The organism is Streptomyces sp. SAI-127 (assembly GCF_029894425.1).
Lineage (GTDB): Bacteria > Actinomycetota > Actinomycetes > Streptomycetales > Streptomycetaceae > Streptomyces.
This window is the reverse complement of the sequence record NZ_JARXYJ010000001.1, coordinates 8,309,874-8,332,084: the sequence shown is the minus strand read 5'-3', so window position 1 is coordinate 8,332,084 and position 22,211 is coordinate 8,309,874. Positions and strand designations below refer to the sequence as shown.

The following is a 22,211-nucleotide window of genomic DNA, read 5'->3' as shown; positions in this document are numbered from 1 at the left end:
AACGCCTGGCAATCCCTGTGCGTACTCCCGGTTCGCGGCCGAGCCTCGTTATCCGGACCGCGACCAGCAGCGTACCTGCCGACCCGGCCAAGGTGACAGGGCGAAGTGGCCCAAAACGCATGCGCCGCTCGGCTCACACCCAACTCTCAGCCGTACTCACAGTGAGTCCACAGAACGGGCCGTGCTCACCGCCGCCCGCTCCAGGTCCTCCGCGGCACGGTTGATACGCCGCGCGGAGTCCGTGACCTGGCGCCCCAGACGCTGCGCCTCCAGAAAGACCCGGACGGCGAGCACACCCAGGACGGCGAGACCCACGAAACCCACTGCTACCGCGAACATCGGCCAGAACATGGCACCGAGCCTAGAGGGTGGAGTGCAGCCGCAGCGTCCGGACCCCGCCGCCGGTCAGCAGTTCCACGATCCGCTCGCCGGCGGGCTTGCGTACGGCCGCGCCGCACTCGGGGCAGGTGAAGGAGTAGAAGGTGGCGCGGCTGGTCGCGCCGATGGCGAGGCGCAGGGCGGCGGCGGCCAGCTCGAACCGCTCCCGGCAGTCCGGGCAGCTCGCCCTGAAGGTCACCGGAGCCGCGCTTCTCATCCCCGCGAAGGCGGCAGCCACCGTCATGCCCGCACCGGACGTCGCCGACTCGCTCAAAGCCCCTGCTCCTGCCTGTCGTACCGACCGTCGCGCACCCGCGCCCCCGGGGTGTCCTGCGCCTCGACCCCGTCATAGGCCGCCAGCGCCTCGCGGGCCGCCTCGCGGGCGCTGTCGGCGAGGTCGCGCGGCGAGACGATCCGGCCGTCGCGGCCGAGCCGGAGCGCCAGCCTCCGAAGCGATGCCGGGTCGGGGGTGCGCAGGGTAATACGCAGCCCGCCGTCGGAAAGCTCATCCGCACTGTCGTGCGGGTAGTACTCGGCGACCCAGCGGCCGCCGGGGCCCACCTCGACGACCACCTCGGGGTCCTCGGCCGCGGGCTGCACGAGCCCCTCGGACAGGTCCCTGAGCTCGACCTCGGGCGGCGCGGACGTCTCGTCGAGGATCTTGATCTCGGCGACCCGGTCGAGCCGGAAGGTGCGCCGCGCCTCGGAGCGACGGCACCACGCCTCGACATAGGTGTGGCCGACGCTGACCAGGCGGATCGGGTCGATCTCGCGCTCGGTGAGCTCGTCGCGGGCGGGCGAGTAGTAGCGGATCCACAGGCGCCGGCGCTCGGAGATGGCCCGGTCGACGTCCGCGAAGACCCCGCCCTCGGACTCGAAGGTCACCGACAGCCGCGCGCTGGCACCGGCCGTCTCACCGGCCGCGGTCTCCACCTTGGCGGTCGCCCGCAGCAGCGCCTGCCGGTCGCTCTCCCTGAGGCCGGGCAGCGTGGACACCGCGCGGGCGGCCACCAGCAGCGCGGTCGCCTCGTCGGCGGCGAGCCTGAGCGGCTCGGCCACGTCATCGGGGTTGTGCCACCAGATCCGCTCCCCGTCGGTGTCGATGTCGAGCAGATCTCCGCCGCGGAAGCTGGTGCCGCACATGGGCAGCACATCGAGGTCGGAGACCAGCTCGTCCTCGGTGATCCCGAAGGCGCGGGCGACGTCCTCGACCCGGGCGCCGGGGCGCTCCCTGAGATAGGTCACCAGGGAGAGCATCCGCCGGGTCTGGTCGATGGCGTTCGCCGGCCTGACCGGTTTGCCTGCCATGATCTCTTCCGCTCCCCCTCAGCCCTTGGCCACGGCACGCAGCCGGTCCACCACGTCGGCCCGCAACTCGGCGGGCTCCAGGACCACCACGTCCGGACCGAACTCCACCAGCCAGGCGTCCAGACCGTGGCCGTACGGAATCTCCAACTCGTCCCAGCCGTCGCCCAGTTCCCGCACCGAGGTGGCCTTCGCCCGCAAGGGGTACCCGGCACCCGTGCGCAGCCGGATCAGCGCGCTGCGGTCGGCGGTCTCCCCCGCCCAGCTCGCGACGGTCTCGCGGACGGTCACGACGTCGGGGACCGGGGCCGTGTAACGCGTGCCGCGTGAGCGCACCTTGCCGGTGATGCGGGAGAGCCGGAAGACCCGCTCGGCACCCCGGTCCCGGTCGAATCCGGCCAGGTACCAGTGGCCGCGCCAGCACTCCAGCGCCCAGGGTTCGACATGGCGGGGCTCGGGGCGGGCGGCGGTGGCCTTGCGGTAGTCGAAGACGACCGGGCGGCGGTCCCGGCAGGCGAGCATCAGCGGCTCGAAGGAGGCCTCGTGCACCGGGATGCGCGGCTCCAGGGCGCCGTGCGCCTCGTACGGGTCGAAGTCCTCGGGCAGCCCCGCCGCGCGCAGTTTCTGCAGGGCACCGCTGGCCGCGCCGGCGAGCCGGGCCTGCTGCCACACCTTGGCGGCCAGCCCCAGGGCGGCGGCCTCCTCGGCGTCGAGGGTGACGGGCGGCAGCCGGTTGCTGTCGCGGCGCGCGAGGTAGCCGACTTCGCCGTCCAGGTTCTCAACGGTCTCGATCACGAGCCCGAGTTCACGCAGATCGTCCTTGTCGCGCTCGAACATCCGGTTGAAGGAGTCGTCGGAATTCGCCTCCAGGTAGGCCTCGATGGACTCCCGAAGCTCACGCTTGCTGAGCGGCCGTCGCGTCCCGAGCAGACACAGCGCCAGGTTCATCAGCCGCTCGGCCTTGGCAATGGCCATCGACGCCCTTCGCCTCCCTATGGTGCTTACGGACGATGACCGTACCGCCCCGAAGGAGCAGGGCAAAAGCCGAGGGCCCATGCCCGGACAGGCATGGACCCCGGTTGATCAGGTCCGGTCGGAAGTCGTACGACGATCCGACCGCGACGCGATCCCTTATGACTCCGGTACGACGATCAGACGCCGAGCAGGTCGACCACGAAGATCAAGGTCTCACCGGGCTTGATCGCCGGGGTCGGGCTCTGGTTGCCGTAGGCGAGGTGGGCGGGGATGGTCAGCTGGCGGCGGCCGCCGACCTTCATGCCCTGCACGCCCTGGTCCCAGCCCTTGATGACCCGCCCGCCGCCCAGCGGGAAGCGGAACGGCTGACCACGGTTCCAGCTGGCGTCGAACTCCTCGCCGGTGCTGAAGGCGACGCCCACGTAGTGGACGGTGACGGTCTGGCCGGCCTGCGCAACCTCGCCGTCGCCCTCCCAGATGTCCTTGATCTCCAGGTCCGCCGGGGGCTCGCCGCCCGGGAAGTCGATCTCGGGCTTGTCGATGCTCACGTCACTCGCTCCTGCTGGTTCACGGAAAGGCAACAGGGACCAGTCTTACATCCCCGCGGCCGGGACCTTCGCGCATGTCCCCCGTGCGTCACATCTTCGCCAGGATGTCCACGGTGAAGACCAGCGTGGAGTCCTTCTCGATACCGCTGCCGGCCGGCGGCTTGTCGCCGTAGCCCAGCTTCGGCGGAATGGAGATCAGCACCCGGCTGCCGACCTTCTTGCCGGTCAGGCCCTGCGCCCAGCCCTTGACGACCTGCTGGAGCGAGAACGACGCCAACTGCTTGCGGCTGTACGTCGAGTCGAACTCCTTGCCGGTGTCCCACACCACGCCCTTGTACTGCACGAGCAGGGTGCTGTCGGCCGCCACCTCGTCGCCGTCGCCCTCGATGACGTACTCCGACACCAGTTTGGTGGGCGCGTCCGCCTTGGGGATCTCGATGGAGGGGGCCTTGCCGTCGGTGTTGGTGCCCACCTTGGGCAGGTCCGCGTCGCTCTGCGCGACGTTCTTGCCCTTGGCGGAGCTCTTCGCGTTGAACGTGTCCTGGACGTCGACGACGAACACCAGCGTGTCGGTGCCCTTGATACCCGCCTGCGCGTTGCCCTCCTTGCCGTACCCCCAGGTGGGCGGGATGGAGAACTGGACCCGGCTGCCGGCCTTCTTGCCCGTCAGGGCGTACCGCCAGCCGTCGATGATGCTGTTCTGCGCGAGCTGGATGACCAGCGCCGTCTTACGGTCGTAGGAGTTGTCGAAGACCTTGGCCGTGCTCCAGACCTGTCCGAGGTAGTGGGCCTGGATGTAGTCGCCCTCGGCGATGGTGGTGCCGCCGCCCGCGATGACCGTCTTGACCGCGAGATCCTTCGACGGATCGCCGCTGCCCTTGGCGACCGTCGGCTTCTCACCGAACTTCGTGCCCGCCGTGATCGCCGGCAGCGGACCGTCGACGATCTTCGGCGGCGGCGCCTGCGAGGCCGAGGACGACGCCGAGGGTGACGCGCTGTCGCTCGCCTTGCTCGAGTCGGACTTGTCATCACCGCATGCGGCGAGTGTGGCCAGTCCTGCGGGAACGGCAATGAGGAGTGAGCGTCGGCGCACGGTGGGGGCCTCGTAATCGGTCGATCTTGTTGATGGCGTCCGCGCAACTCTACGGCGTGAGAAGGGCGCCGTACGTGAAACGTACGGCGCCCGTGTTGCGTTCCGACACTGATGTGGAACGCGTCGATCACATTCCGGCGATCAGTTTCTCGACCCGGTCGTCGACCGAACGGAACGGGTCCTTGCACAACACAGTGCGCTGCGCCTGGTCGTTGAGCTTGAGGTGAACCCAGTCGACGGTGAAGTCCCGGCGCTGTTCCTGGGCCCTGCGGATGAAGTCACCGCGCAGCCGGGCCCGAGTGGTCTGCGGCGGAACCGACTTGCCCTCGAAGATCTTCAAGTCGTTGCAGATACGGGCGGCTTGGCCCTTCCTCTCCAGAAGGTAGTAGAGGCCACGACGGCGGTGAATGTCGTGATACGCGAGATCTATCTGCGCGACCCGCGGGTGGGACATGGTCATGTTGTGCTTGGCCCGGTACCGCTCGATGAGCTTGTACTTCATGACCCAGTCGATCTCGGTGCCGATCCGGTCGAGGTCCTCGGCCTCGATCGAGTCCAGCGTGCGGCCCCACAGCTCCAGGACCTGCTCGACGGTGCCGGTACGGATGCCCCGGCGCTCACAGAAGTCCACGGCCTTCTCGTAGTACTCGCGCTGCACCTCCAGCGCGGAGGCCTCCCGGCCGCTGGCCAGACGCACCTTGCGCCGACCGGTGATGTCGTGGCTGACCTCGCGGATCGCCCGGATCGGGTTCTCCAGGGTCAGGTCACGCATCACGGTGCCCGCCTCGATCATGCGCAGCACCAGGTCGGTCGCACCGACCTTCAGCAGCATGGTCGTCTCGGACATGTTCGAGTCGCCCACGATGACGTGCAGGCGGCGGTAGCGCTCGGCGTCGGCGTGCGGTTCGTCGCGGGTGTTGATGATCGGCCGGGAACGGGTCGTCGCCGAGGAGACGCCCTCCCAGATGTGCTCGGCCCGCTGGCTGACGCAGTACACGGCGCCCCGCGGGGTCTGCAGAACCTTGCCCGCGCCGCACAGCAGCTGGCGGGTGACAAGGAAGGGAATGAGGATGTCCGCGAGCCGGGAGAACTCCCCGTGGCGTGCGACGAGATAGTTCTCGTGGCAGCCGTAGGAGTTGCCGGCCGAGTCCGTGTTGTTCTTGAAGAGGTAGACGTCGCCCGCGATTCCTTCCTCGTGCAGGCGTCGTTCGGCGTCCACCAGGAGTCCTTCGAGAATGCGCTCGCCCGCTTTGTCGTGCGTGACCAGTTCGGTCACGTTGTCACATTCGGGTGTCGCGTATTCCGGATGTGACCCGACATCGAGATAGAGGCGGGCGCCGTTTCGCAGAAAGACATTGCTGCTGCGGCCCCATGACACGACACGGCGGAAGAGGTACCGCGCCACCTCGTCGGGAGACAGGCGTCGCTGTCCCCTGAACGTACACGTGACGCCGTACTCGTTCTCCAGCCCGAAAATGCGGCGGTCCATGAGTGAACATTACGCCCGATCCCCCGAGCTGAAACGGGGTTCGGCAGCACGGTTTGGATCATTTTCCGATGAAGACGCAACCACCGCCCGCCCCGCGGGAGCTGTGAGGACGCCTCCCGTGACCAGCAGAACCAGCAGCGACACACCCCCTGCGACACCCGGCACGGCGAAGCCCCACAGGGCCCCGCCCCGCTCGACGACCGGGCCCGCGAGTCCCGTTCCGACCGAGGCACCGACCGTGAACGTCGTCACGAGCCAGGAGAATGCCTCGGTGACCGTCCCGGCAGGCGCGTGCCGGTCGACGAGGACGAAGGCACAGGCGATGACGGGCGCCAGGAACACACCCGCGAGCACCACCAGCAGCGTCATGGCGACCGCTCCCGGCATCAGAGTGAGCGGCAGGTAACACACCGCCAGGAAGCCCACCAGGACCTGGAGTCGCCGCGCGGGCTCACCGGCCCACTGCCGCGCGCCGTACGCCATGCCGCCCACAAGGGCGCCCAGACCGATCCCGGCCATCAGCCAGCCGTACACCGCGTCCCCGCCGTGCTCGTCCGCGTACGGCACGGAGGCGACCGTGATGGACCCGAGCGCGACGCCGACGAACAGGAACGCGCCGAGCATCGCCAGGAGTCCCGGCGAGCGCAGCGCGCCGAGCCAGTGCGCCTCCCGCGGTGCGGAGCGCCACGCGCGCGAAGGCGGCGACACGACGACCGAGAGAGCGCCCAGCACCCCGATGACGTTCAGCACCAGCAGTGCCGCCTGCGCCGACCACAGCGACGCGCACAACGTCACCAGCAAGGGCCCCACGGTGAACATGACTTCCTGCGCCACGGCGTCCATGGCGTACGCCGTGTGCACCTGGTCCTCCTTGCGCAGCACGCTCGGCCACAGGGCCCGCAGGCCGCCCTCCAGGGGCGGTGTGAAGAGCCCGGCGGCGGCCACAGCCGCGTAGGCGAGCGGGAGCGGGTCGGTGCCGTTGAAGGCGAAGAGAGCCATCGCGAGGGCCGACAGCACGGCAGCAGGGAGCTGGACACGGGGCTGGCCGTGAAGGTCGACGAGCCGCCCGAGCAGCGGCTGCCCCACGGCGTTGGCCACGCCGTACACGGCCGCGAGACCGCCGGCGAGGCTGTACGTGCCGCCCTGCGCCCGGACGAACAGCACGATCGCGATCGCAGCGGTGGCGTTCGGCAGCCGGCCCACCAGGGTTCCCGCCAGCAGGCGCGCCGCGTGCCTCGCCCTGAGGATCTCCAGGTATCCCGCGGCCATGTCCCGCCTCCAAGTCATACGTATAACGCTGACTCCCATACGTACCATGTGCGCTGTTCGGACGTCCAGACGAAGGAGCGGACCCACGGTGGCACGCAGCAGTACGCGCCCGACCAGCCGTGACGTCGCACAGGCGGCCGGGGTGTCCCAGGCGGCCGTCTCGCTCGTGCTCGGCGACAAGTGGCGCGGCCGGGTCTCCGAGGCCACCGCCGAGCGGGTCAGGGAAGCCGCCCGCGACCTCGGCTACCGGCCCAACCTGGCCGCCCGCAACCTCCGCCTCGGCCACACCCGCACGGTCCTGCTCGTCGTCCCGGCCCTGACCACGGAGTTCTTCGCCGGCGTCTACACCGGCGCCGCCCGCGTGGCCGCCGACCACGGCTTCGGCGTCGTCCTGTACCCCTCCCCCGAAGGCATCGGCCCCGCCCGCGACCCCTTCGCCTCCGCCCAGGCCGCCCTGGACGGCGTCATCGCCTCCTCCATGGCCGCCGACGCCCTCACCGCCATCCGCGGCGACCAGCTCCCGCTCGTCATGCTCGACAGCGACCCCTCGGGCAGCCTCGGCGCCGCCACCGTCAACCTCGACATCACCGACGGCATCCGCCAGGTCGCCGCCCACCTCCTGGACCTCGGCCACCGCCGCTTCCTGCACCTCGCGGCCGACGTGCCCTCCTGGACCTTCGAGATCCGCGCGCGCGAACTGGCCGCACGGCTCGACACGGTCCCCGGCACCTCCGTCCGCACCGCCCACGCACCCATCTCGATCGACGGCGCCCTGACCGCCACAGAGGCCGCCCTCGCCACCCCGGGCCCCCGGCCCACCGCCCTCGTCTGCGACGACGACAAACTCGCCGCCGGCGCCTACAAGGCCGTACGACGACTCGGCCTGCGCATCCCCGACGACATCTCCGTCACCGGCCTGGACGACCTCGGCCTCGCCACCGCCATCGACCCGGAGCTGACGACCGTACGACTGGACGCCGAGCTGTTCGGCGAACGCGGCATGGAAGCCCTCCTGGCCGTCCTGGAAGGCCGCACACCGCAGGCGGGGGACATCCCCGTCGAGTTGGTCGTACGAGGCTCCACGGCCCCGCCCAGCACCCCCTGAACGCCCTGTGCCCCGGCCTGGTGATCGGCCGGGGCACAGAAGGGGTGATCGTCGGGCGGGACGCCCCGGGACTACTCGTCCTCGGAACCCTCCGCCTCATCCGCGCTCTCCGCCTCGGTGGACGCACCGCCGGCCTCCAGCAACCGACCGAGCTGACGCCCCACGATGCGCTTGAACTTGCGCTGCTGGGGACGCGTACGGTCCAGCACCGCGACCTCCAGCCGCTCCGCGGGGATCTCCCGCTCACTGCCGTTCGTGTCACGGGACAGCGCCTGCACGGCCAGCTTCAGCGCCTCCGCCAGGCTCATGCCGTCCTGGTGACGCTGGTCCAGATAGCTGCTGATCGTCTCGGCGTTGCCGCCCACCGCGACCGAGCCGTGCTCGTCCACGATGGAACCGTCGTGCGGCAGCCGGTAGATCTGGTCGCCGTCCGGCGTCTCACCGACCTCGGCCACGACCAGCTCCACCTCGTACGGCTTCTCACCGGCCGAGGAGAAGATCGTGCCCAGCGTCTGGGCGTACACGTTGGCGAGACCACGGGCGGTCACGTCGTCACGGTCATAGGTGTAACCACGCAGGTCGGCATACCGGACGCCGCCGATCCGCAGGTTCTCGTACTCGTTGTACTTGCCGGCGGCCGCGAAGCCGATCCGGTCGTAGATCTCACTGAACTTGTGCAGCGCGCGGGACGGATTCTCGCCGACGAACACGATGCCGTCGGCATACTGCAGCACGACCAGGCTGCGACCACGGGCGATGCCCTTACGGGCATACTCCGCCCGGTCGGCCATGGCCTGCTGGGGGGAGACATAGAACGGCGTCGACACCGGTTATCCGTCCCTTTCTGTGGAAGTCACTGCGATCACCTTGAACAAGACGGGTGGCGCCTAGAGCAACGCGGCCCGCGGGCCGTCGGGCTGCTCCAGCCGCCGCTCGAGAATCGAACGGGCGATCTCGGAGGACTCGTCGTCGGTGAGCCGGCGGAAGCCGTCCTCGGTGATCACGGTGACGATCGGGTAGATCCGGCGCGCGACATCGGGACCACCGGTCGCCGAGTCGTCGTCGGCCGCGTCGTACAGGGCCTGCACCACCAGCATCGTGGCCTCGGCCTCGCTCAGACCGTCGTGGAAGAACTTCTTCATGGCACCGCGCGCGAAGATCGAGCCGGAACCGGTGGCGGCGAAGTGGTGCTCCTCGGAACGGCCGCCGGTGACGTCGTAGGAGAAGATCCGCCCCCTGCCGCGGTCCACGTCGTACCCCGCGAACAGCGGCACCACGGCCAGCCCCTGCATCGCCATACCGAGGTTGGAACGGATCATGGTGGACAGCCGGTTCGCCTTGCCCTCGAGCGACAGCTGGGCGCCCTCGACCTTCTCGAAGTGCTCCAGCTCCAGCTGGAACAGCTTCACCATCTCGACGGCGAGACCGGCGGTGCCGGCGATCCCGACGGCGGAGTACTCGTCGGCGGGGAACACCTTCTCGATGTCGCGCTGAGCGATGACGTTGCCCATCGTGGCGCGACGGTCACCGGCGAGCACGACACCACCGGGGAAGGTGACCGCCACGATCGTGGTGCCGTGCGGCGCCTCGATCACACCCTGCATGGGCGGCAGCTGCCGGTTGCCCGGCAGCATCTCCGGCTGGTGCTCGGACAGGAAGTCCATGAAGGACGACGACCCAGGCGTCAGGAAGGCAGCTGGTAGACGCCCGGTGCTACGAGTGTTGGCTTCCACGCGATTCCTTCCACGTAAGCAGCAGCCCGCCTTATGGCATCGGGCCGATCCTTGAACTGCCCCAGTGCGGCATTGCAGCTGAAGCACAGTACGCCTCGGACCCTACCCGTCTTGTGGCAGTGATCCACATGCTCGGGCACAGCCGCCAAACATATGCAGCAGACGCCCCCTTGAGAGGCGATCAACTCGTCACGCTCGGCTTCGGTGAGGCCGTACTGACGCTTCAAATGGTCTCGCCGACCCCGAGCTGCGCGGCACGCCTTGCAGCGCGTCGACAACCCGTCCGAGGCCGTCGCGTTGCGATGCCATTCGCTCCACGGCTTGATGTCTCCACACGTGCGGCAGAGCTTGTGCCCGTCCGGGACGTCAACATGCTCCCGGACCGACTTACCCATGGCCTCCCGGCGCCGCCGGTAGTGCGTGGCGCTGTACTCCGCCACGCACTCCCGGCAGTGCACCTGGAGGCCGTCACGCCGATTCCTGTCACGCGCAAAGGCCGCAAGAGGTAGATCCCGCCCGCACTTCCTGCATTCCTTGGCGTCGAGCTCTTCAGCCACTCAATTCCCCCGCAACCTTCACTTCGAAGGCAAAGTGACTTATCAGCCTCTACTCTCCACCTTTTTGCACGAAGCTCCGCACGAAATCCTCGGCATTTTCCTCGAGTACGTCGTCGATCTCGTCCAGGACGGAGTCCACGTCGTCGCTGAGCTTCTCCTGGCGCTCCTTGAGGTCCTCGGAACCCTGCGTCTCCGCAGTCTGCTCCTCGACCTCCTCGGTGTTGCGCGTGGCCTTCTGCTGTCCGCCGCCGGTGTCCTTGGTCGCCATAACCCCTCACCCCGCTCGGTTCGACGTTCTTGATCAGACCCTACAAGCAGGGTCTGACATCGGCCCCGCAGTTCCTACAACGTACGGGGGCCATCTCGATGATTCCCTCTGGCCGGGCTTTCCACCCTGTCGGACTGCTCGGCCCGAGGACCCGCTCAGCCGCCCGACAGCACCCTGACCAGGTCTTCTGCCGTGCGACAGCGGTCCAGGAGCTCCTTGACGTGATTTCGCGTTCCGCGAAGCGGTTCGAGGGTTGGGACCCGTTGGAGCGAGTCCCGGCCCGGGAGGTCGAAGATCACCGAGTCCCAGGAGGCCGCGGCGACGTCGTCGGCGTACTGCTCCAGGCAGCGGCCGCGGAAGTACGCGCGGGTGTCCTCCGGGGGCTTGGTGCGGGCTCGCTCGACCTCGTTCTCGTCCAGCAGGCGCTTGATGCGGCCGCGGGCCGCCAGTCGGTTGTAGAGGCCCTTGTCGGCGCGCACGTCGGCGTACTGGAGGTCCAGCAGGTGCAGTTTCGCGGCGTCCCAGTCGAGGTCGTCGCGGCGCCGGTAGCCCTCCATGAGTTCGCGCTTGGCGACCCAGTCGAGCTCGCCGGCGAGGCTCATGGGGTTGTTCTCGAGGCGGTTGAGGGTGTCCTCCCAGCGGGCCAGGATGTCCTTGGTCTGGTCGTCCGCGTCGGCGCCGAAGCGTTCTTCGACGTATTTGCGGGAGAGCTCGTAGTACTCCATCTGGAGCTGGACCGCGGTGAGTGTGCGGCCGCTGCGGAGGGTGACCAGGCGCTGGAGGGTGGGGTCGTGCGACACCTGGTGCAGGGTCCGTACCGGCTGGTCGACCGCGAGGTCCACCGCGATGAAGCCGTCCTCGATCATGGACAGGACGAGGGCCGTGGTGCCGAGCTTGAGGTAGGTCGAGATCTCCGAGAGGTTCGCGTCGCCGATGATCACGTGGAGGCGGCGGTACTTCTCGGCGTCGGCGTGGGGTTCGTCGCGGGTGTTGATGATCGGCCGCTTGAGGGTGGTCTCGAGGCCGACCTCGACCTCGAAGTAGTCGGCGCGCTGGCTGAGCTGGAAGCCGTGTTCGTGTCCGTCCTGGCCGATGCCGACGCGGCCGGCGCCTGCGAAGACCTGGCGGGAGACGAAGAAGGGCGTGAGGTGGCGCACGATGTCCGAGAAGGGGGTTTCCCGCTTCATCAGGTAGTTCTCGTGCGTGCCGTAGGAGGCGCCCTTGTTGTCGGTGTTGTTCTTGTAGAGGTGGATCGGTTGTGCGCCCGGGAGCTGGGCGGCACGCTCGGCGGCCTCGGCCATGATCCGCTCGCCGGCCTTGTCCCACAGGACGGCGTCCCAGGGGTTGGTGACCTCGGGAGAGCTGTATTCGGGGTGCGCGTGGTCGACGTAGAGCCGTGCGCCGTTGGTGAGGATGACGTTGGCCAGGCCGATGTCCTCGTCGGTGAGCTGGCTGGAGTCGGCGGCCTCGCGGGCGAGGTCGAAGCCCCGTGCGTCCCGCAGCGGATTCTCCTCCTCGAAGTCCCAGCGGGCCCGGCGGGCCCGGTGCATCGCCGCCGCGTAGGCGTTGACGATCTGGGATGAGGTGAGCATGGCATTGGCGTTGGGGTGGCCGGGGACGGAGATCCCGTACTCCGTCTCGATGCCCATTACTCGCCGTACGGTCATGCGGCCCTCCTTGCCCGGCGGCGCCCTCGGTCGGGGGCGCCGCTCAAGTACCGCTGGCGCTCCGGTGCGTGTGCGGTGCCCGTCCCCGCACTGCGCGACTCGGCGGTACCGAAGAGCCTAGAACGGCTCTGCGCTGGTGGGGAGATCATTTGCGTCATTGCCTTGCTCGCCTTTGGTCCGGTTAGTTGCCTGAAAAACAGTCGGCTGCGGGTACCCCGGTGAGGGCACCCGCAGCCGCCCTGTCTTTACAGGTACTGACCGGTGTTCGCCACCGTGTCGATGGAGCGCCCGGTGTCGGCGCCCTGCTTTCCGGTGATGAGCGTACGGATGTAGACGATCCGCTCGCCCTTCTTGCCGGAGATGCGGGCCCAGTCGTCGGGGTTGGTGGTGTTGGGCAGGTCCTCGTTCTCCTTGAACTCGTCCACGCAGGCCTGGAGGAGGTGGGAGACGCGGAGACCCTTGGCGTTGTGATCGAGGAAGTCCTTGATCGCCATCTTCTTGGCGCGGCCCACGATGTTCTCGATCATGGCGCCGGAGTTGAAGTCCTTGAAGTAGAGGACTTCCTTGTCGCCGTTGGCGTAGGTGACTTCCAGGAAGCGGTTTTCCTCGGATTCGGCGTACATGTGTTCCACGGCCGTCTGGATCATGCTCTGGACGGTGGTGGCCTTGCTGCCGCCGTGCTCGCCGACGTCGTCGGAGTGCAGCGGGAGGCGCTCGGTGAGGTACTTGGCGAAGATGTCCTTGGCGGCCTCGGCGTCGGGACGCTCGATCTTGATCTTCACGTCCAGGCGGCCGGGGCGCAGGATGGCGGGGTCGATCATGTCCTCACGGTTGGAGGCGCCGATCACGACCACGTTCTGCAGGCCTTCCACGCCGTCGATCTCGGCGAGCAGCTGGGGGACGATGGTGTTCTCCACGTCCGAGCTGACACCGGAGCCGCGGGTGCGGAAGAGGGATTCCATCTCGTCGAAGAAGACGATGACGGGTGTGCCCTCGCTGGCCTTCTCCCTCGCACGCTGGAAGACGAGGCGGATCTGCCGCTCGGTCTCACCGACGTACTTGTTGAGGAGCTCGGGGCCCTTGATGTTGAGGAAGAAGCTCTTGCCGGTGGCCTGGCCGGTGACCTCGGCGACCTTCTTGGCCAGCGAGTTGGCGACGGCCTTGGCGATGAGCGTCTTGCCGCATCCGGGGGGTCCGTAGAGCAGGACGCCCTTGGGCGGGCGCAGTTCGTGCTCCTTGAACAGGTCCGGGTAGAGGTACGGGAGCTCGACGGCGTCTCGGATGGCCTCGATCTGGCCGCCGAGTCCGCCGATCTGTTCGTAGCCGATGTCGGGGACTTCTTCGAGGACGAGTTCCTCGACCTCGCTCTTGGGCACGACCTCGTAGACGTAGCCGGAGCGCGGTTCGAGGAGCAAGGCGTCGCCGGGGCGGATGGTCACGTCGAGCAGCGGTTCGGCGAGCCGCACCACCCGCTCCTCGTCCGTGTGGCCCTGCACCAGGGCGCGCTCGCCGTCCTCGAGGATCTCCTTGAGGGTGACGATGTCGCCGACGCTCTCGTACTCCATGGCCTCGACCACGTTGAGAGCTTCGTTGAGCATCACTTCCTGGCCGCGCCGGAGCTCTTCGAGTTCGACGCTGGGGCTGACGTTCACCCGCAGTTTGCGGCCGCCGGTGAAGATGTCGGCGGTGCCGTCCTCGTTCGCTTCGAGGAAGACGCCGAAGCCGGCCGGCGGCTGTGCGAGCCGGTCGACCTCCTCCTTGAGGGCCACGATCTGGTCGCGGGCCTCACGGAGCGTGTTGGCGAGTCGCTCGTTCTGGGCGGACACGCCGGCCAGGTTGGTCTGCAGCTCGACGATCCGCTCTTCGAGAATCCTCGTGTGTCGCGGAGAGTCGGCGAGCTTGCGTCGCAGGACGGCGATCTCCTGCTCAAGGTAGGCAATCTGCCCGGACGGGTCGTCGGACCCTCGTCCCGGGCGGATGCCGCGGTTCATGTCGTCGTCGTGGGCTGCCACGGTCCTCACCTCCTCCAAGGGGAGCTGGACGCTTCCAGACCCTACCTGGGTGGGTGTCGATTGAAACCCCTAGATCACAAAGACTGTCGAGGTGTGTCCGATCTTCACCCTTGCGCTCTCCCTCACGCCAGGGGAATACCCACCGAACAAGATTGGAAAGCTGCCGAAGGTAGGGTCGAAGTGTTCAACACCCGTCAGAGCTGGCCGGATTCCCGTTCGGCCCGGCGCATAAACGGCAGGAGAGATGAGAGTGCAGCAGGAGGTCGGGGCCGACGGCGAGACCCTGGAGGTCTGGATCGACCAGGATCTCTGTACCGGTGACGGCATCTGTGCCCAGTACGCGCCCGAGGTGTTCGAGCTGGACATCGACGGTCTGGCCTATGTGAAGGGCTCGGACGACGAGCTTCTGCAGGACAGGGGCGCCACAACGCCCGTACCGCTGCCGCTTCTCAACGATGTGGTCGACTCGGCGAAGGAGTGTCCTGGCGACTGCATCCATGTACGTCGAGTTTCGGACAGGGTCGAGATCTACGGACCGGACGCAGAGTGACGACAAAGCCACCGTGCGTGACCGCTGTCTGATTTCTCACAGATGTGATCGCTTCGGTCAGACGGTGTGCGTGCCCGCGGGGGTCGAGCGGACGAACGCGCCGTCCTTCCACTGCCACTTCGCCTTGTCCTTCACGTCCGGACAGCAACTGGGTACGTCGGACGTGGAGTAGCCGAGCAGGGTCGCGAGGACGCTGCCGTCGCTCACCGTGAAGTCGGTGACGGTGTTGCGGGTCTTCGGGCTCAGCAGGGTGGCGACGACACGGGGTTCACCGGTGTCCTTCGCGCGTGTGATGACGTAGACGGCGTCGGGCGGGGTGCCCATGGGGGCGTCGCAGTGCACCACGACGACTGTTTCCGGCCGTCCGTCGCCGTCGAGGTCTCCGGAGACCTGTTTCTGGATCTTCGCCTTGACGGGTCCGCAGTCGATCGGGAAGTGGACGTCCGCGGGATCGGGGGCGGTCGCGACCACGGGGGCGGTTCTGGCCTCGTGGCCGGCCGCCTGGGCCGCCGTTGCCGGGTTGGGCTGCAGGACCGAGGAGAAGGCCACGACGCCTGCCACGGCGGTGGCGGTGGCGACCCAGTGGATCGGGCGGGTGTGCGTGTGTGCCAGTTCCGGGACGGCGGATTGCTGCACTAGGAGCGTCTCCTGTGAGGGCGTGCCGGTGGGGGTGGGGTGGCCAGCATGGTGCCACACGTCACAGGTCGGGGAAACGGCGGGGTGGGTACTTGTCCGGGTTGCCGTACGGCGGTTTCCGTCGCTCCCTCAACACGAAGGCGCCGGGGTGGAGTTCCCCTGGTCTGCGGGAACTCCACCCCGGCGCCTGTACGTTGACTGCGGCACGGGGCCGCCCTAGCGGCCGGAGCCCCCGTCGGCGTTGGGGCCGGTGTAGTCCTCGCCGTAGGCGCCCTTGGCGGGGCGGCGTCGGCGCATGGGGGGCTCGACGCCGTCGGCGAGGCGGCGGGCGGTGAGCAGGAAGCCGGTGTGGCCGATCATGCGGTGGTCCGGGCGGACGGCCAGGCCTTCCACGTGCCAGTTGCGGATCATCGACTCCCAGGAGGTCGGCTCGTTGAAGGAGCCGATCTCGCGGATGGACTCGACGGTCCGGGCGAGCTGGGTGGTGGTGGCGACGTAGCAGCACAGGATGCCGCCGGGGACGAGCGCCTTGGAGACGGCCTCGAGGCACTCCCAGGGGGCGAGCATGTCGAGGATGACGCGGTCGACGTCGGCGTCGGAGAGGTTGTCCTGGAGGTCGCCTACGGTGAGCTGCCAGGCGGGGTGCGGGCCGCCGAAGTAGCGCTCCACGTTCTGCTGGGCGATCTCGGCGAAGTCCTCGCGGCGCTCGTAGCTGTGCAGCATGCCCTGGTCGCCGATGGCGCGCAGCAGGAAGCTGCTGAGCGAGCCGGAGCCGACGCCGGCTTCCACGACGCGGGCGCCGGGGAAGATGTCGGCGAAGGCGAGGATCTGCCCCGCGTCCTTGGGGTAGACCACGGCGGCGCCGCGGGGCATGGACAGGACGTAGTCGGGGAGCAGGGGGCGCAGCGCGAGGTAGGCGACGTTACCGGTGGTGCGGACAACGCTGCCCTCGGGTGCGCCGATCAGCTCGTCGTGCGGGAAGGAACCCTTGTGGGTGTGGAAGTTCTTTCCCTCTTCGAGCGTGAACGTGTAGTGGCGGCCCTTGGGGTCGGTCAGCTGAACCTGGTCCCCGACCTTGAAGGGCCCGCGCCTGCGGGCGGCACCGGTCGGTTCGGACATGTGAACAGCCTACCGGTCCCCGGAGGGGCCGCCGACCACTAGGACGGTCTGGCCATGGCCTTCACGAAGGCGCGTTCCACGTCGGCCGCGGACAGGACGCCGTAGATCTCGCCGGTCTGCTCGACCACGAGGTATTCGGTGGCGGGGGTCGCGCGCAGGGTGTCCAGCAGGTCCTCGCCCGCGAGCTCCGCGGAGACGCGCATGCCGTCGGTGAGGTCCTGGGCGAGGCCGCTGACGGCGACCCAGGGTCGGCGGTGTTCGGGTACGCCGACGATGGCGGCCTCGCGGACGAGGGAGAGCGGGGTGCCCTCGGCGTCGACGACGACCAGGGCGCGGGCACCGGCGGCGTTGGCGCGGCGCAGGGCCTCGGAGAGGGGGGTGTCGGTCTCCACGGGGACGGCGCGGCGGGTGAGGGTGCGGGCGCGCAGGTCGGGGAGGTGTTCGCGCAGGCGTGCCATGCGCAGGCTGTTGCCGGCGCCGGTCCAGATGATCGCGGCGAGGATCGCGGCGAGCAGGGCGTCCATGACCGTGTCCATGCCGACGTTGTCCTCGGCGGAGGAGCCGAGCGCTCCGGACTGGGTGAGCAGGGGGAGGCCGATGAGGACGCAGACGGCGAGGGCGCGGCCGACCCAGGCGGCGGCGATGGTGCCGCTCATGGGCCTGCCGGTGATCTTCCAGACGACGGCGCGGAGCATGCGGCCGCCGTCGAGGGGGAGGCCGGGCAGGAGGTTGAAGGCGGCCACGATGAGGTTGGAGACCATCAGGCCGGCGAGCAGGACGCCCGGGACGGTGCCGGGTTCGACGGGCTGCATGGCGAGGTAGAAGAGGCCGGCGAGGATCAGGGAGAGCAGCGGGCCGACGAAGGCCAGTACGAACTCCCGGCCGGGGGTCTCGGCCTCTTTCTCGATCTCGGAGACGCCGCCGAAGAACTGGAGCTGGATGCGGCGGACGGGGAGCTTGAAGCGCAGTGCGGCGACGGTGTGCGCCAGTTCGTGGATGAGGACGGAGGCGTAGAAGGCGACCGCGAAGAAGAGGGAGACGAGGTAGCGGGCGGCGCCGAGCTCCGGCAGCACGCGGTCCAGCTGGCCGCCGAACACCCAGGTGATGAGCGCGGCGACGAGGAACCAGCTGGGGGCGACGTAGACGGGCACACCGAAGGGGCGTCCCATCAGCAGGCCGCCGCGGGGCTGGGGGGACGGGGGCGGGGGGTTCTTGGGGGCGCCGGAGTGGGCGAGGGTGCGGTGCTCGTCGTGGAAGGCCGCAGGGGTGTGGCCTGCGTCCGGCCCTTCGGGTTTGTGCGGGTCGGCGGGGGGTGAGGGCTGTCGGTGACCGCCCTGGGTGCGGTCGTGCCCATCAGCCGCACTCGCGCCCTCGCTTGCCGACGCGTCGGCCTCCGGGGCGGGTACGGGGGCGTCGGACGGGCGCCGACTCTCCCCGGGCTCAGCGCCCGTCTCCGGGAGACCGCCCGCCGCGTGAACTGCGTCGGCTTCAACGGGGCCGCCGCCGGCCTCGGAAGGGTCGTCGGCCGCTCGTGCCACGGGGCCGGTGTCGTCGGCCGTTGACGGTTCCGACGGGCGCCGACTCCCCTCGGGCTCGGTGGCGGTCTCCGGGCCGCCCGCCGCGGAGGCAGCGTCGGCTTCGACCGGGTCGTCGGCCGCTCGTGGCGAAGGGCCGGTGTCGTCGGACATCGGCGGTTCCGACGGGCGGCGGCTCCCCTCGGGCCCGGCGCCGGCCTCGGAGGTGGTCGCTGGCGGTTCCTGGGCGGGGTTGTCATCCGCGGTGGGTCGGTCGGCCGGGGCGGCGTCAGTGGCCCCGCCGGGTCGGGGTGTGTCGGCGTCCTGTGCGGAAGCACCGGCGGGGTTCGTGGTGGACGCCCCGGTTCCGTTCTCGTGCGGGTCGGGGGTCGTGGGGTCGGTGGTGTGGGCCGTGTGCCCTGCGTGGGGCTTGGCCGGCCGGTCCTTGCCGGACCGCGGCTGCCCGCTCCCGCCGCTCTCGTCCACGATGTCCCCTCGTTCGAAGCGTCTTCCGCGCCTGCCGTGCGGAAGGGTCTCGGGTCGATGGTATGCGGCGGTCGCGACGCGTTCCGCCCCGGCACCCCCCGTGTTTCCTCAGGGGGCACGGCGGTCACGGCCGCGAGTGGGTCACTGTCAGTGGCGGGCCGTATGGTCTGTGGTCATGGAGACGAGCACCGAGGACACGGCGGAAGCCGCGAGCGGCGACCCGGGGGCGGCGGTGGAGCCGGTCACGGCCGAACCGACGGCAGAGGGTACGGCGGAGGGGGCTGTAGAGGTATCGCGGCCTGCCGCCATAGCGCCGGCCTCCCTCTCCCCCTCTCGTGCCAATGACTTCATGCAGTGTCCGCTGCTCTACCGGTTCCGGGTGATCGACCGGCTTCCGGAGAAGCCGAGCGAGGCGGCGACCCGGGGGACCCTGGTGCACTCGGTCCTGGAGCGGCTCTTCGACGCCCCGGCCACCGAGCGCACCGCGCCCCGGGCCAAGTCGCTCGTCCCCGGCCAGTGGGACCGGCTCAGGGAGAGCCGGCCCGAGGTGGTGGAGCTGTTCGCCGACGATCCGGACGGCGAGCGGCTGGCGCTGTGGCTCGGTGAGGCGGAGCGGCTGGTCGAGCGGTGGTTCACGCTGGAGGATCCGACACGCCTGGAGCCCGCGGAGCGGGAGCTGTTCGTCGAGGCGGAGCTGGACTCGGGGCTGAGGCTGCGCGGGATCATCGACCGGGTCGACGTGGCGCCGACCGGTGAGGTGCGGATCGTCGACTACAAGACCGGCAAGGCGCCCCGGCCCGAGTACGCCGAGGGCGCGCTGTTCCAGATGAAGTTCTACGCCCTGGTGGTGTGGCGGCTGAAGAACGTGATCCCGCGCCGGCTCCAGCTCGTCTACCTCGGCAGCGGTGACGTGCTGACGTACGACCCCGTCCTCGCCGACCTGGAGCGCGTCGAGCGCAAGCTGCTGGCGCTGTGGGAGGCGATCCGGCAGGCGACGGAGACGGGCGACTGGCGGCCGCGCCCGACCAAGCTGTGCGGCTGGTGCGACCACCAGGAGCACTGCCCGGAGTTCGGCGGCACTCCCCCGCCCTACCCACTGCCGGTGACGTCCGAGATCGGTGAGCAGGGCAGAATGGGGCCGGACTAGCGAAGGAGACTTACGTGGCCATCCGCGTCCTACTGGTCGACGACCAGCCGCTGCTGCGCACCGGCTTCCGGATGATCCTGGAGGCCGAGCAGGACATCGCGGTCGTGGGCGAGGCCGGAGACGGCCTTCAGGCTCTCGACCAGGTACGGGCCCTCCAGCCCGACGTGGTCCTCATGGACATCCGTATGCCTCGGATGGACGGTGTCGAGGCGACTCGGCAGATCACCGGGCCCGGGCGGGACGGCCCGGCCAAGGTGCTCGTGCTGACCACCTTCGACCTCGACGAGTACGTGGTGGAGGCGCTGCGGGCGGGGGCCAGCGGCTTCCTGCTCAAGGACGCCCCGGCCAACGAGCTCGTGCAGGCGATCCGGGTGGTGGCCGCGGGTGAGGCGATGCTCGCGCCGAGCATCACGCGTCGGCTCCTCGACAAGTACGCCACGCATCTGCCGTCCGGCGACGAGCCGGTGCCGGACACGCTGCACACGCTCACCGACCGCGAGGTCGAGGTGCTGAAGCTGGTGGCGCGCGGGCTGTCCAACGCGGAGATCGCCGCGGATCTGTTCGTCAGTGAGACCACCGTGAAGACGCATGTCGGTCACGTCCTGACCAAGCTGGGGCTCAGGGACCGGGTGCAGGCCGCGGTGTACGCGTACGAGAGCGGGCTGGTGCGTCCCGGCGCGCAGTAGCGGGAGCGGTACGAGCGAAGAGGGCGTCCCCTGCCTGACTGGGGGCGCCCTCTTCGTGTCTGCCGGCCGTCGGATCAGCCCTTGCTGAGCTCCCAGAAGCGGAACACCGTGGAGGCGTCGAGGCAGTACTCCAGGCCGTAGACGTCGTCACGGACGACGGCGTACTGCTTGGCCTGCCAGACCGGCAGGACGGGGACGTCCTCGGCGACGATGTCCTGGAGCGTGCCGAAGGGGTCGTCCGTCGCGGAGCGGTCCGGCTGGGCAGCGGTCTCCGGGATGAGCGAGCCGGTGATCTCGTTGTTGCTGTAGTTGTTGTCCAGCACGTTGCCCTTGCCGAAGAAGGGGGCCGTGAAGTTGTCGGCGTCCGGGTAGTCGGGCACCCAGCCCTTGACGTAGACGCCGTACTTTCCGGCGGCGATGTCCTTCTCGTACTGGTCGAAGGCCACGGACTTCACGTCGGCGTCGAACAGGCCGCTGGCGTTGAGCTGCCGGGCGATCGTCTTGAGTTCCTGGTCGGTGGCCGGGCCGTAGCGGGACGGCGTCGACCACAGGGTCAGCTTCACCTTGCCGGTGATGTTGTCGTCGGCGAGGGCGGCGGCCGCCTTGGACTTGGAGGGCTGGGCGCCGTAGGTGTCGAAGAAGGCCGTGTTGTGGCCCGCGACACCGGCCGGGATGATCGAGTAGAGCGGGGTCGCCGTGCCCTGGTAGACGTCGTGGATGAGGGCTTCACGGTCGATCAGGTAGGCGATCGCCTTGCGGACGCCGAGCCGGCCCGCGACCGGGTCGTCCATGTTGAAGACGAGGTGCTGGACCTCGGCGCTGGTGCCCTCGACGACCTCGACACCGGAGTCGGGCGAGGCGTTCTCGATGTCGGTGATGTCCCCCGCGGTCAGGCCGCGGTAGGCGATGTCGACCTTCTTGTCGGTCAGGGCGGTCTTCAGGGCGCTCTGGTCGCCGTGGAAGAACTTCAGCGTGACGCCGGAGTTCTGGGGGTCGGCGGTGCCCTTGTAGTTCTCGTTGACGGAGAACACGGCCTGGTCGTCGTCGAACGAGTCGAGCTGGTAGGGGCCGGAACCGACCGCCTTGCCGTCCTTGCGGAGGCTGTCGGCGTCGTACTGCGTGTGGTCGACGATCGCCCCGGCGCCGGAGGCGATCTTGCTCGGGAAGGTGGCGTCCGGGGTGTTGAGCTTGAAGACGACCGTCTTCTCGTCCGGTGTCTCGACCTTGTCGAGCATCGGGAACATGATCGCGGGACCGGCGTCGTCGTTGATCTTCAACGTGCGGTCGAAGGAGAACTTGACGTCCTCGGAGGTCAGCGGGTCGCCGTTGCTGAACTTGAGGCCGCCCTTGAGCGTGCACTCGTACACCTGGGTCTTGGTGTCGGTGAACTCGCAGCTCTGGGCGGCGTCGGGCTCCGGTTCCGTGCCGCCCTTGGGGAAGCTGAGCAGCGACTGGAAGACGTTGTTGAACAACAGCCAGGAGCCGGGGTCGTAGCCGGAGGCCGGGTCGGTGGCGAGGACGTCGTCGGACATCCCCATGACCACGGAGGAGCCGCCCGAGCCGGAGTCCCCCGACTCCGTGCCGCAGCCGGTCAGCAGACCGGCGCCCAGGCCCGCCACGATGGGCAGGACCTGCCACTGGATGCGCTTGTTCACGTGCGAGTGCCTTGTCGTC

The 22,211-nt window shown here is 69.2% G+C and carries 22 protein-coding genes; 4 read left to right on the top strand and 18 right to left on the bottom strand.

The features are described from left to right. Positions 1-156: 156 nt before the first annotated feature. The 8 genes from M2157_RS38300 to M2157_RS38265 all read right to left on the bottom strand — a co-directional run bounded on the left by M2157_RS38300 (position 157) and on the right by M2157_RS38265 (position 7,057). Entirely contained in the window at positions 157-351 is a 195-nt protein-coding gene (locus M2157_RS38300) for a hypothetical protein (protein WP_164428310.1), read from the bottom strand. Positions 352-361: 10 nt separating this feature from the next. Continuing rightward, a complete protein-coding gene (locus tag M2157_RS38295; protein WP_266526305.1) occupies positions 362-652 on the bottom strand; it encodes a hypothetical protein in 291 nt (96 codons plus the stop codon). Next, positions 649-1,686: a WYL domain-containing protein gene (locus M2157_RS38290; RefSeq protein WP_280856526.1), complete on the bottom strand. Its 1,038-nt coding sequence runs from the start codon at positions 1,684-1,686 to the stop codon at positions 649-651. Before M2157_RS38290 ends, M2157_RS38295 begins: the two co-directional genes overlap by 4 nt. Before the next feature lie 18 nt (positions 1,687-1,704). Continuing rightward, positions 1,705-2,658 carry a WYL domain-containing protein gene (locus M2157_RS38285; protein WP_280856527.1) on the bottom strand — a complete coding sequence of 318 codons (954 nt, stop codon included), beginning with the start codon at positions 2,656-2,658 and terminating at the stop codon, positions 1,705-1,707. A 176-nt stretch (positions 2,659-2,834) separates the two neighbouring features. Further along, positions 2,835-3,206: an FKBP-type peptidyl-prolyl cis-trans isomerase gene (locus M2157_RS38280; RefSeq protein WP_020117713.1), complete on the bottom strand. Its 372-nt coding sequence runs from the start codon at positions 3,204-3,206 to the stop codon at positions 2,835-2,837. Between the two features lie 88 nt (positions 3,207-3,294). Then, entirely contained in the window at positions 3,295-4,299 is a 1,005-nt protein-coding gene (locus tag M2157_RS38275; protein WP_280856528.1) for an FKBP-type peptidyl-prolyl cis-trans isomerase, read from the bottom strand. Positions 4,300-4,426: 127 nt separating this feature from the next. Beyond that, positions 4,427-5,788: a Pup--protein ligase gene (gene pafA / locus M2157_RS38270; protein ID WP_127181046.1), complete on the bottom strand. Its 1,362-nt coding sequence runs from the start codon at positions 5,786-5,788 to the stop codon at positions 4,427-4,429. A gap of 9 nt (positions 5,789-5,797) precedes the next feature. Continuing rightward, positions 5,798-7,057: an MFS transporter gene (locus M2157_RS38265; RefSeq protein WP_280858960.1), complete on the bottom strand. Its 1,260-nt coding sequence runs from the start codon at positions 7,055-7,057 to the stop codon at positions 5,798-5,800. Positions 7,058-7,145: 88 nt separating this feature from the next. Here M2157_RS38265 and M2157_RS38260 point away from each other — a divergent pair, with 88 nt between their 5' ends. Next, positions 7,146-8,162, top strand: a complete 1,017-nt coding sequence (locus M2157_RS38260; RefSeq protein WP_280856529.1) for a LacI family DNA-binding transcriptional regulator — start codon at positions 7,146-7,148, stop codon at positions 8,160-8,162. A gap of 71 nt (positions 8,163-8,233) precedes the next feature. Here the strand turns inward: M2157_RS38260 and prcA are convergent, their stop codons facing one another. The 6 genes from prcA to arc form a co-directional block, all read right to left on the bottom strand. Continuing rightward, on the bottom strand, positions 8,234-8,989 hold the full coding sequence (prcA, locus tag M2157_RS38255) for a proteasome subunit alpha (protein WP_059207842.1): 756 nt from the start codon (positions 8,987-8,989) through the stop codon (positions 8,234-8,236). 60 nt (positions 8,990-9,049) lie between these two features. Then, positions 9,050-9,895, bottom strand: coding sequence for a proteasome subunit beta (prcB, locus tag M2157_RS38250; protein WP_059207841.1), 846 nt, complete (start codon positions 9,893-9,895; stop codon positions 9,050-9,052). Continuing rightward, entirely contained in the window at positions 9,847-10,452 is a 606-nt protein-coding gene (locus M2157_RS38245; protein WP_280856530.1) for an endonuclease VII domain-containing protein, read from the bottom strand. Before M2157_RS38245 ends, prcB begins: the two co-directional genes overlap by 49 nt. Positions 10,453-10,501: 49 nt before the next feature. Further along, on the bottom strand, positions 10,502-10,720 hold the full coding sequence (locus M2157_RS38240; protein WP_007380863.1) for a ubiquitin-like protein Pup: 219 nt from the start codon (positions 10,718-10,720) through the stop codon (positions 10,502-10,504). A 155-nt stretch (positions 10,721-10,875) separates the two neighbouring features. Further along, entirely contained in the window at positions 10,876-12,387 is a 1,512-nt protein-coding gene (dop, locus tag M2157_RS38235; RefSeq protein ID WP_348541818.1) for a depupylase/deamidase Dop, read from the bottom strand. Between the two features lie 245 nt (positions 12,388-12,632). Then, positions 12,633-14,399: a proteasome ATPase gene (gene arc, locus M2157_RS38230; protein ID WP_057614326.1), complete on the bottom strand. Its 1,767-nt coding sequence runs from the start codon at positions 14,397-14,399 to the stop codon at positions 12,633-12,635. A gap of 244 nt (positions 14,400-14,643) precedes the next feature. On the opposite strand from arc, the gene M2157_RS38225 reads away from it, so the two are divergent. Further along, positions 14,644-14,949 carry a ferredoxin gene (locus tag M2157_RS38225; RefSeq protein WP_069761305.1) on the top strand — a complete coding sequence of 102 codons (306 nt, stop codon included), beginning with the start codon at positions 14,644-14,646 and terminating at the stop codon, positions 14,947-14,949. A 57-nt stretch (positions 14,950-15,006) separates the two neighbouring features. Here the strand turns inward: M2157_RS38225 and M2157_RS38220 are convergent, their stop codons facing one another. From M2157_RS38220 to M2157_RS38210, 3 genes are all read right to left on the bottom strand, one after another. Continuing rightward, positions 15,007-15,585 carry a hypothetical protein gene (locus M2157_RS38220; protein ID WP_280867481.1) on the bottom strand — a complete coding sequence of 193 codons (579 nt, stop codon included), beginning with the start codon at positions 15,583-15,585 and terminating at the stop codon, positions 15,007-15,009. A 216-nt stretch (positions 15,586-15,801) separates the two neighbouring features. After that, positions 15,802-16,704, bottom strand: a complete 903-nt coding sequence (locus tag M2157_RS38215; RefSeq protein WP_020117726.1) for a tRNA (adenine-N1)-methyltransferase — start codon at positions 16,702-16,704, stop codon at positions 15,802-15,804. 38 nt (positions 16,705-16,742) lie between these two features. Further along, positions 16,743-18,704 carry a site-2 protease family protein gene (locus M2157_RS38210; protein ID WP_280867480.1) on the bottom strand — a complete coding sequence of 654 codons (1,962 nt, stop codon included), beginning with the start codon at positions 18,702-18,704 and terminating at the stop codon, positions 16,743-16,745. Between the two features lie 175 nt (positions 18,705-18,879). On the opposite strand from M2157_RS38210, the gene M2157_RS38205 reads away from it, so the two are divergent. After that, a complete protein-coding gene (locus M2157_RS38205; RefSeq protein WP_280856533.1) occupies positions 18,880-19,851 on the top strand; it encodes a RecB family exonuclease in 972 nt (323 codons plus the stop codon). Positions 19,852-19,865: 14 nt separating this feature from the next. Continuing rightward, positions 19,866-20,537, top strand: a complete 672-nt coding sequence (locus M2157_RS38200; protein ID WP_020141342.1) for a response regulator transcription factor — start codon at positions 19,866-19,868, stop codon at positions 20,535-20,537. Positions 20,538-20,611: 74 nt separating this feature from the next. Here M2157_RS38200 and M2157_RS38195 read toward each other — a convergent pair whose 3' ends face one another. Then, positions 20,612-22,192, bottom strand: coding sequence for an ABC transporter substrate-binding protein (locus M2157_RS38195; protein WP_280867479.1), 1,581 nt, complete (start codon positions 22,190-22,192; stop codon positions 20,612-20,614). Positions 22,193-22,211: the final 19 nt, after the last annotated feature.